We start from the raw sequence: 14519 nt of genomic DNA, 5'->3' as shown, positions 1-14519 counted from the left end.
CCGCCATTAATTCAATAATGGCGGTTTTAATGTTCAGTTTAGTTTCTAAATCATTTCCAAAATTTCTTTTTAGATGTTTTACCAATACCCGGATTAAAGCTGTTAGTTGGATCTAACTCGTGATAGAAATTTTTCAAATCAGAATTAGCATGATACAAATGACCAACATTATGTTCGGCCGGATATTGTGCTCCACGCTGATCGAGTATCGCCAACATCTCCTCTTTCATCTTAGTACAGTCAGTCCCTTTTTTAGCCAAATAGTCTTGATGGAACACTGAACAGAAAAAGTGGCCATAATAAAGCTTATGAATAAAATGCTGACTAATACTTTCTGGTAACGTTTCGAACCACTCCTTATCATTACGACGCAAAGCAATATCTAGAGCGACCAAATCCTCAACAGTCTTAGTATGAACATTACGATAAACCGTAGCAGCACCGGCTGTTGCAAAGCGGTGTAACATAGCGGCCTCAGCTTCCTTATCATTACAACGGAAATAACTACCACTACGTTTCTCACTATTTGCAAAATACTCCTTCAAATATTCCTCAGCTTCGGCAATGCCGTCATCAGACATTTTCAAAATGAGATGATGCTCATAGCGATCACGATAATCACGCATCGATTTTGGCAAATGCTTAGGTAACAACTTACACACATTCACCGCAAACCAATCAGAAAAACTGTTAGGGAAGAAAGGAATTTTTCTCACAATACGATCGACAAAATTCTTAAATGCATACAAACGAGGGATCGTATCGGTACCCAATTTCTGAATAGCTAAAAATAGATGTTTGCCATATACCGCTGCAATATCAAACGCATCACGATGAATATATTCACCTGAAATTGGCAGATGCTTAAAAGTTCCTAAAATATGACGACGAATATCATCCAGCTCGTTGGTATCATTAGTTCCAATATAAAATACCGCGGTCTTTTCTTCTAAAGGAAAAGTATCTAACCGCACCGCAAAAACCATCAATCGACCAGCACTACCTGACGCTTCGTAATGACGACTTGGATCGGCATTATATCGAGCGGGTGTATCAGCATCGATTTGTCGTACATGATCACAATAATGGTGATCATGGCCTAAACCAGCATTAGGGTTAACATCGTTATCGGTATAAGCACGTTTTTGTAAATTTTCTAAAATTGCTTCTGGTGTGTCACCCAATTCAATTCCTAAATGGTTGACTAAATGTAGCTGACCTTGCTCATCTAACTGGGCAAATACCGCCATTTGAGTATAAGCAGGACCACGTTGAATCAAAGCACCGCCGGAATTGTTGCAAACGCCACCTAAAACCGAAGCACCTATACAAGACGAGCCAATCACAGAATGAGGACCACGGTGATATTTTTTTAACTCTTTTTCTAAATGGAATAACGTACTACCCGGTAAACAGACCACCTGATCACCATTTTCAATTACTTGAATCCCATCTAATCTTCGAGTACTAACAATAACTATTGGCCGGTCATAATCATTACCATCAGGAGTAGAACCACCAGTTAATCCCGTATTGGCAGACTGTGTAATGACAATCACATCCGCCTCAACACAAGCCTTTAAAACTTCCCACTGTTCTAAAAGCGTGCCTGGAATAACAACAGCTAATGCATCACCTACACCAAAACGCGCACCTTGACGATAAGGTAAAGTCCGATTTGGATCAGTTAAGGTATATTTATCACCAACAATATTTTTTAATTTTGTTATCAGATCTGATGTACTATTTGCAACCATTTTATCTTCCCTTCTTTGAATTATTATAAGTAAATTCAACCAATTTTGGATATATTATAACCAATATAATCTATTGAAAAGAGGGGAGTAAACTTTATAGCGCTAAATATCAAAACTGACACAAAAAGCTAAAAATAATCAAAAAAAAGCAAAAAATAGTTAACCTATTTTGCAGACCAAAAAGTTAACGTTTTTAGAATAAATTTTCAATAAAATGCTTATAAAAAAATGATGAACAGCCAGTTAAAAATAGACTTGTTTAGTATAAAAAATTATATCAAATAACCACAGATTGATATTAGAAAAGATATAAAAATGAGCGATTTTAATATTTCAAAAACCCCGCTCCTCAACTTTTTTTTCTAAAGAAATCCTTTATTCGATAGAAACACTTCCACAGAAAACTAAATTTGTGGCGTTGATATTTACTCTTTTTTAATTTTTTAAATTCTTGTACAGACTTAATTAATGGAACATCGGTTTTGAATATTTTTTTCGGCGTCTTTCGCTTTTGACTTTCTCTTTTTTTTAAATAGGCATCAAAAGTATTGAGTATATTAATCATTATAAAAAACAATACGAAGATTAATTCCACAATCCTTAAATAAATAAATTGCTCAAAAGTGACTTTAAACATTCCTTTGCCGTTACTAAGTAAAAAAATCGATCCAGTATAAAATATAATTTTATATTAAACAATTTTAGCCAATAGTGAGTAAAACGTTGGGCGCTTAATAGCTTTAGCCCCCTTTCCTCAACTTTATTAAACTAATTTTAGGCGATGGAAAAAGTTAACTAATCCAATTTAGGATGTTGATCGACAAGTTCTTGTCGCTTATTTTGTAGCTCCTCGATCTGCTCATCAATATCTTCAACTTCCTCTTCAATCGAATCAAAATGTTCAGATAGAAGTGATTGCGCTTCGTCTCGATTGGCGGCGGTTGGATTAGTGCCGTGTAAAGGTTTATTTGCTGTTTCATGCATAGCAAGCCCAGTAATCACACCAATGAATCCTGCTAACATTAAATTGTAAGCGGGCATATATAAATTACCAGTTGATTCAACAAGCCATGCCACAAATGTTGGTGTTACCCCGGCAATAATAATGGCAACATTGAAAATGCTTGCAATAGCACTATAGCGAATATTAGTTGGAAACATTGCGGGTAATATTGAGGTAATGATCCCAGTAAAACAGTTGATAAACAGGGCCAAAATGAATACGCCTAAAAAAACCAAAGGTATTTGCTGGCTATTAATTAACATAAATGCAGGATAAGATAATAGCAATAAACCTATACTTCCGATTAAAATGAAAGGTCTACGACCCACCTTGTCACTTAATAACCCGATAATAGGTTGAATAATTAACATACCGACCATAATCGCAATAATAATAAGCAAACCTTGTTCAGTATCATAATTCAAATTATGCGCTAAATAGCTCGGCATATAAGTTAGCAATAGATAAAACGAGACATTTGTTACAATAACCAATCCCGCACAAATTAAAATATGCTGCCAATATTTACCGACAACTTTTTTTAGTGTTAATTCAGCCTTATCTTGCGACTCTCTGGCTTCAAGGTGTTGTTGGAAAGTTGGTGTCTCTTCTGAAATATGATGTAGGATAAAGCTAATGATCCCAAGCGGTAAGGCTATTAAAAACGGAATTCGCCAGCCCCAACTAAATAGCGCCGATTGACTGAGTAACATTGATAAAAACACCACTAGCCCTGCACCAATTATAAAACCCACCATTGAACCAAAATCAAGCCAACCACCAATAAAACCACGTTTACGATCGGGCGAATATTCGGCAACTACCGTTGCTGAGCCAGAGTATTCCCCACCGATTGAAAACCCTTGGGCTAATTTAACAATCAACAGCAACACAGGCGAAGTAATACCAATCGTTTCATAAGTTGGAATCAACCCAATACAAAATGTGCTTAACGACATTATCACTAAAGTGATAGATAGCACTTTTTGGCGACCAATATTGTCACCAATTAAACCAAAAATAATCCCCCCTAAAGGGCGAACAAAAAAAGGAATAGAAAAAGTCGATAACGCAGCAATAATCTGCACGCTAGGTGAAACATGAGGAAAAAACACCTGCCCAATAATATACGCCACAAAACTGTATACCCCAAAATCATACCACTCAATAGCATTACTAAACGCCGATGCCCAAGTGGCTTTTTTTAGCTGATTGTCATTAATGATAGGGATATCATCAATATCCAAAGGTTTATTATTCGATTGCGCCATGAAGTACCGCCTTTAAAATTCACTAATATAAAAATAAATAACCGGCTACCATGCCAAAGATAAACTAAATCAAATTATGCGAGTCAGATGAGGTTTTAAATTTAATCACACCAATTTTACTTATTCAATTGATGCGATATAGGTAAGAATTATATACCTAAAAAAAGCAAAAATAACCCATTTATCACATCCTCTTTTTATGATGAGTAGTGCTAGTAACCTCATCTATTATCCTTTAGAATGATGTTACCAAAACTGATGAGGTATTCCCTATGAGATGGAGAGACCAAAGAGAGAGTGATAACATTGAAGATCGCCGCTCACAATCAGGAAGTGATATTGGGACACGCATCCCAATTGGTGGTAAAGGTAAAATTGTTTTATTTGTTGTTGTATTAGTAGCAGGCTACTATGGCGTTGATTTAACTGGTTTGCTCGACAGCAATGTGATTGATTTGGATGATTCCACATCAACAAGCCAGATTGACAACACCCAACCTAACGACGCAGATAAATTTACTTCAGTAATATTAGCAAGTACCGAAGATTTCTGGCGCGAACAATTCCAAAAATTAGGCAAAACCTATATTCCCCCTAAACTCGTACTCTATAACGGAGCAACCCGAACCATGTGCGGTACCGGGCAAGCCATGATGGGACCATTTTATTGCAATCTCGATAAAACGGTTTATCTGGACTTATCATTTTATCAAGAGATGAAAAGACGCCTAGGTGGCGGAGGTGACTTTGCACAAGGTTATGTGATTGCACACGAAGTTGGGCACCATGTACAAAATTTACTTGGCACATTTAATAAAGTTGAACAATTATCGCAAAATCAATCAGCACCAATCCGTAACCAATTGTCGGTCAAACTCGAATTACAAGCTGACTGTTATGCGGGATTATGGGGCAATGGCGTAAAAAATATTTTAGACACGGGTGATATTGAGCAAGCCCTCAATACTGTGCAAGCAATTGGCGATGATCGCCTACAACAAAATAATGGTTATATTGTTCCTGATAGCTTTACTCATGGTACATCAAAACAACGCTATACATGGTTTAAACATGGTTATGACAGTGGGTCGATGGAGCAGTGCAATACATTTATTCAATAAGGAAATATAAAAAAGGAACCAATATGTCAAAAAAATTAGTCAACCGAGTACTTTTAGTCAATGATGATGGCATTGATGCCCCTGGAATTCAGATTTTAAAAAGCGTGGCTGAAAACATAGCAAACGAAGTTTGGATTGTCGCACCTGTTGTTGATCAAAGTGGCGTTTCTTGTTCAGTTAGTTTAAAGTCGCCATTTCGCGTTCAAAAACGTAGCAATACAGAATACGCAGTCTACGGCACCCCTGCTGACTGCTCACTATTTGCCATAAAATCACTAATGGCTAATCAATTACCCGATCTCGTGCTGTCAGGAATTAATAATGGATCTAATTTGGGATTTGAAACAATATTATCGGGCACAGTGGGGGCAGCAATGATGGCAATGACGCTAGGCGTGCCAGCCATGGCGCTAAGTCAAGTCAGCAGTGAAGATAACACACCAACCAATTGGCACTGTTCAACTCATCTTGCTGAATCGATAATCAGACAACTCTACCCCCTTTCAGATAAGACTTGCTTCAATATCAACTTCCCTAATTGCCAAGCCGATCAAATAAAAGGGATAAAAATCACAAAACAGGGCGAGCCGGATGTAAGCCAATTTGTTATTGCAGAAACTCAAGATCCAGAAGGTCATGACTACTTTTGGTTTAGAGCTAAACGTAACCAAAGTGTAAAGGTTGATATCGACAAAGAGCTTGATGCAGCTAATGATGGTTATATTGCTATTACACCGTTAAATTATGAACGTACTAATTACGCGTTATATCAAAAAATAAAAGCAACGTTTAAAGTATAAAACTTAGATATTGTCTATACGTCTTCCTAAATCACTCAGGAAGACGTAAATAAATTATTTCTTCACTAAAGCACAGAATAAAAACGAAATCGTCACCATCACTAAACCAATCCAATAAATCACTTCATGCCCGTAAGCTTGTGAAACAAAACCTTGAATGATACCAGCTAAAATGACACTGCAAATAATACCATTATTAAATAGCGTTGAAGCCACACCCATACGAGTTGGTAGCAAATCTTGGAAATAGATAATACCAATGTTAGCAACAATCCCAATAAACAGCCCATTAAAAAGTTGCAACACATATAACATGGTTGAATCTTTAAACAGAATCATCCCAATATAAAATAAAATTCCGCAAATTATAGCGATAAAAAATAGATTTCGCTTACCTAACACGGGGACCAAATAACCCGCAATAATCATAATAGGAATTTCAATCCCTGCCGCTAACCCCATCAACCCACCAGGTAATGAATCAGATAAGTGCAGAACCGTTTCTACATAAATCGGCATATCGATGATATACATCATATTAGCGGTCCACATAAAAATGGTAGAAATTAGCAAACACATGACATTACGATTAGTAAAAATTGATTGGTTTGCCACCGCTAACTCATTAGCAGTAAACGAACTGATAACCTTTTTTTCAATGGGTGGTAAATAGATTGCTACCACAATCATCGAAATAATAAACATCGACATTGCACACAAATACATGATGGTAAAACCGTACTTGATCGCCAAAGCAAAAGATAATGGGGGGCCAATCACCCACGCTAATGACAACTGTGCACGAATCAGGGAATTAAAGGCAACCGCATTACGTCCACTCTTTTCTGCATACTCACGCGCCATAGCAAAAATCTGTGGCATCGCGGCAGACGCTAACGCAGCAAAAAATACGCCTAATGTAATTAAGACATAATAGTTGCGTGAAAAGGCAAAAGTCAGACTATTTGCCAGCCCCATCAAACAACAAAAAATAACAATCTTACGCCTATCACCCTTATTGTCTGAATACTTAGCTAACAGATAACTACCAATAATACTGGCTAACGCATTAATCGAATAAAACGCCCCCACTAAGCGAGGGTCAGCGCCAACTTCAAACGATAAAAAACGACTTAAAGTAGGTGATTGCAAAGCACCAGCCACCCCAATAATAAAGGTCGCCACTAAAAAAGCACCAAAAACAACACCCGATTTTCGAAGGAATGAAGAAGTCATAAAAGCCGATTTACCATGAAATTAAGTGCATCAATTATACCCCTAAAATTAGTGGGAATATAGGCGTATTTAAATAAAGGCTTTTTAAACAATCCATCAACATTAATACTATAAATGTAATAATAAATGGTAGATTTAAGGCTTAAAAAACCCCGCTCCTCAACTTTTTTTTAAAACGTCTAGAATTTAATCCACATATCAAGTAATTCAAGCATCTCTACAAAATCGCATTTCATCGTTGACTCTTCAAGTAAGCTATACTTTTTAACACTATAGTTCCTAGCACTTATTCCCTCGTTCAAAAAATAAAAAGGCTAAGGCCAGACACAAACCATCAGACCTGTAAAATAATTCGATGAAAAGAGAGAAGCACCTACCGAGCCATTTCTTGGATTAACAGTATATTTACGGCTTTTTCCCGGTAACATATGCCCTTTTTCCTCACTAGTCCAGTAGTCATCGAATCCAAAATTAGCTTTAGAATATAGGCCCATTGTGCCCCACTCACTAAAGAATCCTGCGCCAATTATACGCTGAAAGTAATTATTCGGTGATGAAGGTGTTGCGCCGACTGCTCTTATACACTCACTATTAACATTTAACCCATTACAAGAGGCATTAGTTAAATCTTTAACCGTAGCTAAACGTAAACGTAGGTCACTACAGCCAGATAATGCTTTATCATAAGTATAACGTTTATCATAGGTATAGAACCACTGCTTTAACACAAAACCATACTTAACAACTTCATTACCACGACCGTCACGACCAACTAATTCAAAAGTCTGGGGTAAAGATGGTCTAAATAGACTATTTAAACCGTAACGTGTTAATGTAACTCGAACACCTGTTCTTGATGAATTTGTCATAGTAGCAGTGATGCCTTCATGTGAAACAGGAGCCCAAGATAAAGCCTCATTACTACCAGCAATGTCTAAGTCAAAATACAAATCGTTAGCGCCAGTAGTTGGAAAATTTAAACCATAAGATGACGGATTAGTTGATTGAGTTAAAAAGCCCTTATTTTCATTCCAAATAGAAGCAGGACCACGGACTTCATTAGAATAATCACGTTCATTAATTAAAAAATACTTTAAATTAGGTCTAGCAAAACAAACCACAGCCCTTGCTTGTGGATTGATATAATAAGTAACATTACTTGCGCTGAAACTACGACTCCTTGGAACGCCATAACGAGTACTCAATGTACCGTCAGTGCTGGTTAATTTAACCTGATAAGGCGCCTTACAAATATCTGGAACAGTATGACGTGTGACGGGTTGATTATATTTATCAACGATAGATAAACTTAAACTACCAGTAGCGGTAACGTCAGTATCTCCATCATCATCTCCCCAATAATTATAAGGCGGACCGATTAGAGAATTTAAAGCAACTGAATTAGTATAAGCTGGAACCAACATACCAATATCAGCAAAACTTTGACCTGCAACAGGCAACACGATTGGCGTTGTAAAGGAAGTATTAGTTGAAGGCGTGTATTTAACACCATTAGATAACGTAATCCCAAGCAGAGCATTAGTATCAACAGCACGAGTACGACCACCATCAAAGGTTAAATAAGGCGCGCTACCTTGAATCGGATTTTTTGTAGTCTGTGAAGTTAATGCGAAGCTAGAAAAAGGATGTAAAATAACCGAACCTAAAAAAACCCACCAAGATAATTTAAAAAAATAAGAGGATCGAAAAGCGGATCGCGCGATAATTCGCAGAATTCCACATAATTGCGTGGAAAAATAAATCTCGGTGTAAAATGAACGTTGGAAGCTGAAATTAGACGAATTTAAATTAGAGGTTGGCCAAGTTGCCTGTTGCCTGTTGCCTGTTGGAAATTATAAAACATTTTCGACAATCCTGTCAAGTAATTTTCTGATTTATTTGGAATTTTATACTTAATACTCAATTTCTGGTCACTTAACTAAAACCGTGTAAAAAGTATAGTGATTGGAAAAACACGATGCAACACTTTTTTTTCACTCAATTACGTTAATTTTCGTAAAGAGGATCTGAAAAGGATCTAAAAAATAACCGGTTATATGCTGTTTTAATTGAATATATCATCATTACAATTTTTTAAAATTAAGCTTATTGATCCTTGAAAATTTTATTCTAGAGCTTTGAATAAGAAATTTAGTAATTTTGATATTCTAATAATTTTTTTAATAAAATTTAGAACCTCAAAAACCCCGCTCCTCAACTTTTTTTGATGTAAAAACGGTTACTGAAAAACGCCACAGTTTAAAGCGGAATTATTTACTTGAGGCAACATTGCAAAGCAGAATTTAGAACCCCAAAAACCCCTTTTCTTAACTTTTTTTAAGATAAAATACCTAAAAAAATAAACCCGCCGAAGCGGGTAATTGAAGCGTCGCTTAGCCACAAAATCGCTTTTTTATAGCTCAGCAACATTAAGAGTCAGCTTACTTTTAGTAACTTAATATTATCTTTCCCCACCCTACCCTAAGAATTAAGGTCGAAGAAATAAATACTAAGGATAGGCACAAAGCCCGTAGTCGTTGTTGCTCGACCTCGCATCACCGTAGATTGTACGCACGCTAAACTGGTGACCACTATTATACTGGTCGCTAGTCAAGTAATAACCATCGAGGAAGCCAGCACCAGAATACTGGGGCATAGTGCCCCACTCCGTAAAAAAGCCAGAACCTATATGACGCATAATATGATTACCAGGTGAGGAAGGAGTGGCGCCAGGGATAACTACACTAGATGAAAGAGAAGCGTTGGTTAAATCCTTTACCTTAACAAGACGATAACCAATACTATCACACCAAGATAAAATATTAGAATAATTGTCCCTCTTCGCACCACGATGAATAAACCACTGCTTCAAAGTAAAACCATATTTAATAACTGGATTACCATTATTGTCACGACCAACCAACTCGAATGTCTGAGGCAGAGAAGGAGTAGAAACACTGTCAGGACTAGATGAACTATGCTGGGATGTAGTAGCGTAAGGACCAATTAAAGTAACGCGTACGCTTGTAGCAGTAGAATTAGTCATGGTAGCAGTGATACCACCACGAGAAACAAGAGACCAATACAAAGGTTGATTAACACCACCAATGAGTAAATCAAAGTACAGATTGTTAGCACCAGTAGTAGGAAAGTTTCTACCGTAAGAGGATGGACCAGTTGACTGAGGAATAAAACCATCATAAGGGTCCCACATCGAGGCCGGCCCAGCATAAGGACCTGAAGCGAACACCGTATTAGGTCTGGCAAAACAAACTACAGGTGTAACCTTAGGATTAATGTAATAAGTCACAATACTGGCACTGAAATTACTACGATTAGGAACTCCGTAACGAGTAGATAATGTGCCGTCAGTACTGGATAATGTAACACGATAAGGTGCGTTACAAACTGTTAGCACACTACTACGTGATACAGCTTGATTGTATTTATCAACGATAGATAAACTTAAAGAACCTGTAGCTGTAACAGCAGAATCACCATCATCATCCCCCCAATAATTATAAGGAGGACCGATAAGAGAACTTAAAGCGACTGAATTAGTATCAGTGGGAACCAGCATACCAATATCAGCAAAACTCTCACCGGCAGTAGACAACTGAATTGGTCTTGAAGAAGATGAAGTATTGTTTGAAGGTGTGTATCTTGAGCCATTAGATAAAGTAATCCCAAGCAGATCGTTAGTATTAACCACACGAGTACGACCACCGTCGAAAGTCAAATACGGCGCACTACCCTCAATATGATTTTTTGTCGTCTGTGAAGTCAATGCATGACAGGAAAAAGAAAGAAAAAACACCACGAATAGATCTAAATGGATCCGTCGGGATAATTGTAGAAGATATAAGGATCTAAAAAACCATCGAGAAAAGGATCGCGCGAAAATTCGCAGAATTTCACTTGATTGCGTGGAAAAATAAGTTTTAGTGAAAAATTTAAACTGGGTGCTGAACTTAGACGAATTTAAAAGATAGGTTGCCTGTTGCCTGTTGAAAATTATAATGCATTTTAGACTACCCTGTCAAGTAATTTTTTGATTAATTTGTAATTTTATACTTTTTTGTCAAATTTTAGCCTATTAGCTAAAACCGTGTAAAAAGTATAGTGATTGGAAAAACACGATGCAACACTTTTTTTCACTCAATTATGTTAACTTTCGTAAAGACGATCTAAAAAAGATCTAAATAATAATTCACTACACACTGTTTTAATTGAATATATTAAAATTACAAATCTTTAAAAATGTAATTAATGATCCTATTAATTTATTCTAGTTTTTAAAATTAGCGATTGGGATCATTTAATAAAGTTTAAACGTAATTTATAACCTTAAAAACCCCGCTCCTCAACTTTTTTTTAGAAAAGTGGGTTAAAAATATTTATTTTTGTTTTTTTGAGCGTACAATAAAAATCATCCACAAATAGAGGTAACGTTATGTTATATAATAACAAATCTACGCAATCCCATCACGATAATCACGACCATTGTCATGGAGATTGTCATAATATTGCACATAATCATACGCATGATTCTCATAACGAAAATCCAACAGTATCTTGTGATGGACATAATCATGGGCATAATCATGGACATGGGATTGAAGATCCTCCCGAAGAGCCTGAGCGGAGTTGCCAAGGTGTTAAATTAACTTGGAAAATTCAAGGTATGGATTGCGCACATTGCGCAAGTAAAATCGAAAACGGTGTTAAAACACTGCCCAATATTAATCAAACCAAAATTATTTTTTCAACTGAAAAGTTAATCGTTTTTGTTCCAAAACATGATGATGCGGTAATAAAGATGATTGAAGATAAAGTCGTAGAATTAGGTTATACCCCGATTTTTGAGGCTTCACCTAACCACTCTCATCACCACGAACATTCACATAATTTTGATAAAAAAGCATTTATTCCCTTAGCCGTTTTAGGTACTTTAATTGTAGTAAGTTATCTTATTTTGTTGGTGAATCAGACTGCTGGCGAATATGCCTTTATTGTGACTGCTATTGTTGGAATTATCCCCATTTTGAAGGAGGCGATTGTTTTAACCCGTAGTGGCACTCCATTTGCAATTGAGTCGTTAATGAGTATATCCGCTCTTGGTGCGCTGTTTATTGGAGCAGCGGAAGAAGCTACCATGGTGATCTTTTTATTTATGATCGGTGAGATGCTCGAGGGCTTTGCAACGAGTAAGGCGAAGAAGGGAATTTCGTCACTAGTAGAGTTGATGCCTGATGAAACGGTGATTATTATCGATGGTAAAAGAAAAACAGTTGCCAGCCATACGTTAAAACCTAATGATATTATCGAAATTTCATCTGGTGGACGATTACCTGCTGATGTTATTTTGGTTAGCGAACAAGCCAGCATTGATGAGAGCGCATTAACAGGTGAGTCGATTCCAGTTAATTATTTAAGTGGTGATAAAATTTTAGCTGGGTCATTAGTGGTGGATAATACTATTCAACTCAAGGTGATTTCGGAATCAGGACAAAATGCCGTTGATCGTATTTTGCAATTGATTGAAGATGCCGAAGATCGTAAAGCACCTATTGAGCGTTTTATCGATAAGTTTAGCCGATATTATACGCCAGCAATTACGCTATTTGCGTTTTTAGTGGTGGTAATTCCACCATTGTTGACGGGTGCCGATTGGTATACTTGGATTTATCGAGGATTGACGTTGTTGTTAATTGGTTGTCCTTGTGCATTAGTGATATCTACACCCGCTGTTATTACGTCGGCTTTGTCAACCGCAGCCAAACATGGGGTGTTGATTAAGGGCGGTGCAGCACTTGAGCATATTGGCTCAATTAAGATGGTGGCGTTTGATAAGACAGGGACATTAACTGAGGGTAAGCCACAGGTTACTGATGTCATTAATCTTCATTGTTCTAGCGAGGAGTTGTTAGCGATTGTTGCCTCGATTGAAAGCGGATCACACCATCCTTTAGCTAAGGCTTTAGTTGATTATGTTAAGCAAAAACAGATCCATTTTGAGGAAGCTCAAAATCGTAAGGCGATTGCTGGCGTTGGGATTCAAGGTGAATTAGATCAGCAAATTTATTTTATTGTCTCTCCTAATAAAATTGAAACCGTATCAACGGCTATAAGTGCTAAAGATGCTGAAACTATCACTCAACTCGAAAATGGTGGTAAGACCGTTGTGGTGGTTACAACCCATCAGCAGTTGTTGGGGATTATTGCTTTGCAAGATGTGCTACGAAGTGATGCTGTAGCTGCTATAACTGAGCTTAAGCAACTTGGTTTACAAACATTGATGTTAACCGGCGACAATCAACGTGCAGCAAAAGCAATTGCAGGGCAATTAGGCATAGATTATCGTGCTGAGTTGTTGCCAGCAGATAAGCTAGCAGAAATCGAAAAAATAGGTCAACATACGTCTATTGCGATGATTGGTGATGGAATTAATGATTCCCCTGCTATGAAGGCTGCAACTGTCGGTATTGCTATGGGTAGTGGTACTGATGTTGCACTTGAAACAGCCGATGCCGCTTTAACCAAAAATAGTTTATTAAGTTTACCTAAATTAATACGTTTAACTCGCTTCGCTAATCGTAATATCAAACAAAATATTACAATTGCCTTAGGAATTAAGTTGGTATTTTTAATTACTAGTTTGTTTGGTATTACTGGGCTTTGGCTTGCAGTATTAGCCGATTCGGGTACCACAGCGATTGTTACAGCCAATGCTTTAAGATTGCTTAAGGTAAAAAAATAAGGGTGAACAGCTAATTTTAACTGTTTCCTAAAGGATAAGTTTCCGAACTTTTTATAATGGCGTAATCTATCTTTTATTCTTAAACCTATTAAAGAAGGGATGCTGTACGCAATCCCTTCTGGTAAATCCTTATTTAAATGGAACGCTTTGAAGTTAACCACTGCGATTCATATACAAACCGTTTATCGCTACTTATAGAGAATACTCGTCTATTTTTTTACTTGCTCGATCGAGGCGGTTTATCCCTATGCATATAGGGAACACTTTATGCCGGGTAAACGAATTGTGGCAACCACGCGGTTTATCCCTATGCATATAGGGAACACATTTTTGATGCGTTAATTCATAGCAATGTCATCGGTTTATCCCTATGCATATAGGGAACACCCTAATTATAACCTATTGTTTATTAATTAAAATACCAAAATGAAAAATTCCACCAATTTTTTTTGGTGCTTTTTTACACAACTGGTTTAAGGTGAGATTATCAATATAATTTGAAATTTATTAAATGGTTAAGTCAAGATAAAAAGGGATTTAGAGCTGCATTATTTTTTGCCGCTTACCTATT

General features: G+C 36.9%; 8 protein-coding genes. 3 read left to right on the top strand and 5 right to left on the bottom strand.

The features are described from left to right. Window positions 1-50: 50 nt before the first annotated feature. Entirely contained in the window at window positions 51-1757 is a 1707-nt protein-coding gene (gene dld / locus J3U09_RS04650) for a D-lactate dehydrogenase (protein WP_267357301.1), read from the bottom strand. Between the two features lie 795 nt (window positions 1758-2552). After that, the gene (gene proP, locus J3U09_RS04645; RefSeq protein ID WP_267357300.1) at window positions 2553-4031 is read right to left on the bottom strand and encodes a glycine betaine/L-proline transporter ProP; all 1479 of its coding nucleotides are present in this window, start codon (window positions 4029-4031) and stop codon (window positions 2553-2555) included. Between the two features lie 272 nt (window positions 4032-4303). On the opposite strand from proP, the gene J3U09_RS04640 reads away from it, so the two are divergent. Next, the gene (locus tag J3U09_RS04640) at window positions 4304-5152 is read left to right on the top strand and encodes a neutral zinc metallopeptidase (RefSeq protein WP_267357299.1); all 849 of its coding nucleotides are present in this window, start codon (window positions 4304-4306) and stop codon (window positions 5150-5152) included. A gap of 23 nt (window positions 5153-5175) precedes the next feature. Further along, a complete protein-coding gene (gene surE / locus J3U09_RS04635) occupies window positions 5176-5952 on the top strand; it encodes a 5'/3'-nucleotidase SurE (RefSeq protein ID WP_220225818.1) in 777 nt (258 codons plus the stop codon). Between the two features lie 54 nt (window positions 5953-6006). On the opposite strand, the gene J3U09_RS04630 is transcribed toward surE, so the two are convergent. The 3 genes from J3U09_RS04630 to J3U09_RS04620 all read right to left on the bottom strand — a co-directional run bounded on the left by J3U09_RS04630 (window position 6007) and on the right by J3U09_RS04620 (window position 11008). Further along, window positions 6007-7188, bottom strand: a complete 1182-nt coding sequence (locus J3U09_RS04630) for an MFS transporter (protein WP_267337430.1) — start codon at window positions 7186-7188, stop codon at window positions 6007-6009. A gap of 314 nt (window positions 7189-7502) precedes the next feature. Further along, window positions 7503-8651: a hypothetical protein gene (locus J3U09_RS04625; RefSeq protein WP_267357297.1), complete on the bottom strand. Its 1149-nt coding sequence runs from the start codon at window positions 8649-8651 to the stop codon at window positions 7503-7505. A gap of 1046 nt (window positions 8652-9697) precedes the next feature. Further along, the gene (locus J3U09_RS04620; protein ID WP_267357295.1) at window positions 9698-11008 is read right to left on the bottom strand and encodes a hypothetical protein; all 1311 of its coding nucleotides are present in this window, start codon (window positions 11006-11008) and stop codon (window positions 9698-9700) included. A 633-nt stretch (window positions 11009-11641) separates the two neighbouring features. On the opposite strand from J3U09_RS04620, the gene J3U09_RS04615 reads away from it, so the two are divergent. Beyond that, window positions 11642-13948, top strand: a complete 2307-nt coding sequence (locus J3U09_RS04615; protein ID WP_267357294.1) for a zinc/cadmium/mercury/lead-transporting ATPase — start codon at window positions 11642-11644, stop codon at window positions 13946-13948. Window positions 13949-14519 lie beyond the last annotated feature (571 nt).

Origin of the sequence: Gilliamella sp. B2889 (assembly GCF_026536885.1) — a bacterium.
GTDB classification, from domain to species: Bacteria; Pseudomonadota; Gammaproteobacteria; order Enterobacterales; family Orbaceae; genus Gilliamella; species Gilliamella apicola_E.
The sequence above is the reverse complement of the archived record's forward strand: the minus strand, read 5'-3'. Positions and strand labels throughout refer to the sequence as shown.

What these genes read in the sequence shown, in the direction of transcription:
- J3U09_RS04615 (WP_267357294.1), top strand. Translation starts at nt 11,642, where the DNA reads ATGTTATATAATAACAAATCTACGCAATCCCATCACGATAATCACGAC.
- J3U09_RS04640 (WP_267357299.1), top strand. Translation starts at nt 4,304, where the DNA reads ATGAGATGGAGAGACCAAAGAGAGAGTGATAACATTGAAGATCGCCGC.
- J3U09_RS04630 (WP_267337430.1), bottom strand. Translation starts at nt 7,188, where the DNA reads ATGACTTCTTCATTCCTTCGAAAATCGGGTGTTGTTTTTGGTGCTTTT.
- proP (WP_267357300.1), bottom strand. Translation starts at nt 4,031, where the DNA reads ATGGCGCAATCGAATAATAAACCTTTGGATATTGATGATATCCCTATC.
- dld (WP_267357301.1), bottom strand. Translation starts at nt 1,757, where the DNA reads ATGGTTGCAAATAGTACATCAGATCTGATAACAAAATTAAAAAATATT.
- surE (WP_220225818.1), top strand. Translation starts at nt 5,176, where the DNA reads ATGTCAAAAAAATTAGTCAACCGAGTACTTTTAGTCAATGATGATGGC.